At 40.1% G+C, this 1,440-nt stretch carries 1 protein-coding gene; it reads left to right on the plus strand.

The window, feature by feature from the left end; all coding sequences use genetic code 11:
• Nucleotides 1–56 precede the first annotated feature (56 nt).
• Nucleotides 57–1,408, plus strand: a protein-coding gene (locus HMPREF2574_RS10145; RefSeq protein WP_142350182.1) for an IS3 family transposase whose coding sequence is annotated in 2 segments (ribosomal slippage) — nt 57–519 and nt 519–1,408 — 1,353 coding nt in all. Because the reading frame shifts where the segments join, the coding sequence is not laid out codon by codon here.
• Nucleotides 1,409–1,440: the final 32 nt, after the last annotated feature.

The raw sequence follows: 1,440 nt of genomic DNA on the forward strand, positions 1-1,440 counted from the left end.
TGAACTGCACCCCAAAAGTTAGACAAGAAAACTCTAACTTTTGGGATGTTATTTTTATGAAATTAAGTTATGAAGACAAGGTTCAAATCTATTACTTGCGAAAAAGCGGCGCAACTCTCAAGTCATTATCAAAACAGTTTAACCTCAATCAGTCAGGGATCGAATATCTGATTCGACTAATTGATAGGCATGGAGTAGACATTGTCAAGAGAGGTAAGAAGACTTATTATTCTCCTGAACTAAAGCAAAAAATCCTTCATCAAGTTCTTCTTGAAGGGCGTTCTCAATTGTCAGTCTCTCTCGATTTTGCCCTTCCTAACAGGGGGACTCTCCCAAATTGGCTGGCACAATATAAGAAAAACGGCTATACTATTGTTGAGAAACAAAGAGGGAGACCACCAAAGATGGGACGTAAGAAAAAGAAAACTTGGGAAGAAATGACGGAACTAGAGCGACTTCAAGAAGAGAACGAGCGTCTTAGAACGGAGAATGCCTATCTAAAAAAGTTGAGGGAGTTACGCTTAAGGGACGAAGCCTTACAGCGCGAAAAGCAGAGACAATTAGAGAGATGGTCAAGGAAGGATTCCGATTAAGTTTCCTACTAGCTACCGCTAAACTCTCTCGTGCAACTTACTATTACCAGCTAAAACAGCTAGATAAACCAGACAAGGATCAAGAGTTAAAAGCTGAAATTCAATTGATTTATGATGAGCACAAGGGAAACTATGGTTATCGTCAAATTCATCTTGAACTGAAAAATCGTGGTTTTCATATCAATCACAAGAAAGTTCAGCGATTGATGCAAGTGATGGGGCTACAAGCTCGAATTCGCTGTCAACGGAAATATTCTTCTTACAAGGGGGAGATTGGTAAGAAAGCAGAGAATCTCATTCAGCGTCAGTTTGAAGGCTCTAGGCCTTACGAAAAGTGCTATACAGATGTAACCGAATTTGCCTTACCAAACGTCAATGGAAAGCTCTACCTGTCTCCTATTTTAGATGGGTATAATAGTGAAATCATTGCCTTTACCTTGTCACGTTCACCTGACTTGAACCAGGTCAGAACAATGTTAGCCAAGGCTTTTCCTGCTGAAACCTACAAGGGAACCATTCTCCACAGTGACCAAGGCTGGCAGTATCAGCACCAGTCTTATCATCAATTCTTAGAAGCGAAAGGAATTGTCCCATCTATGTCTCGCAAGGGCAATAGTCCAGACAATGGGATGATGGAGTCCTTCTTTGGCATCCTCAAATCGGAGATGTTCTACGGTTATGAGAAGAGTTATCAATCGCTTGATGAGCTGGAGAAAGCTATTGCAACTTATATTGTTTATTACAACAATAAACGGATTAAAACAAAACTAAAAGGACTTAGTCCTGTGCAGTACAGAACTAAATCCTTTCACTAATATTTTTTGTCTAACTTTTTGGGGGCAGTACA

The sequence above is a fragment of the Streptococcus sp. HMSC034E12 genome, assembly GCF_001835915.1.
GTDB lineage: Bacteria > Bacillota > Bacilli > Lactobacillales > Streptococcaceae > Streptococcus > Streptococcus vaginalis.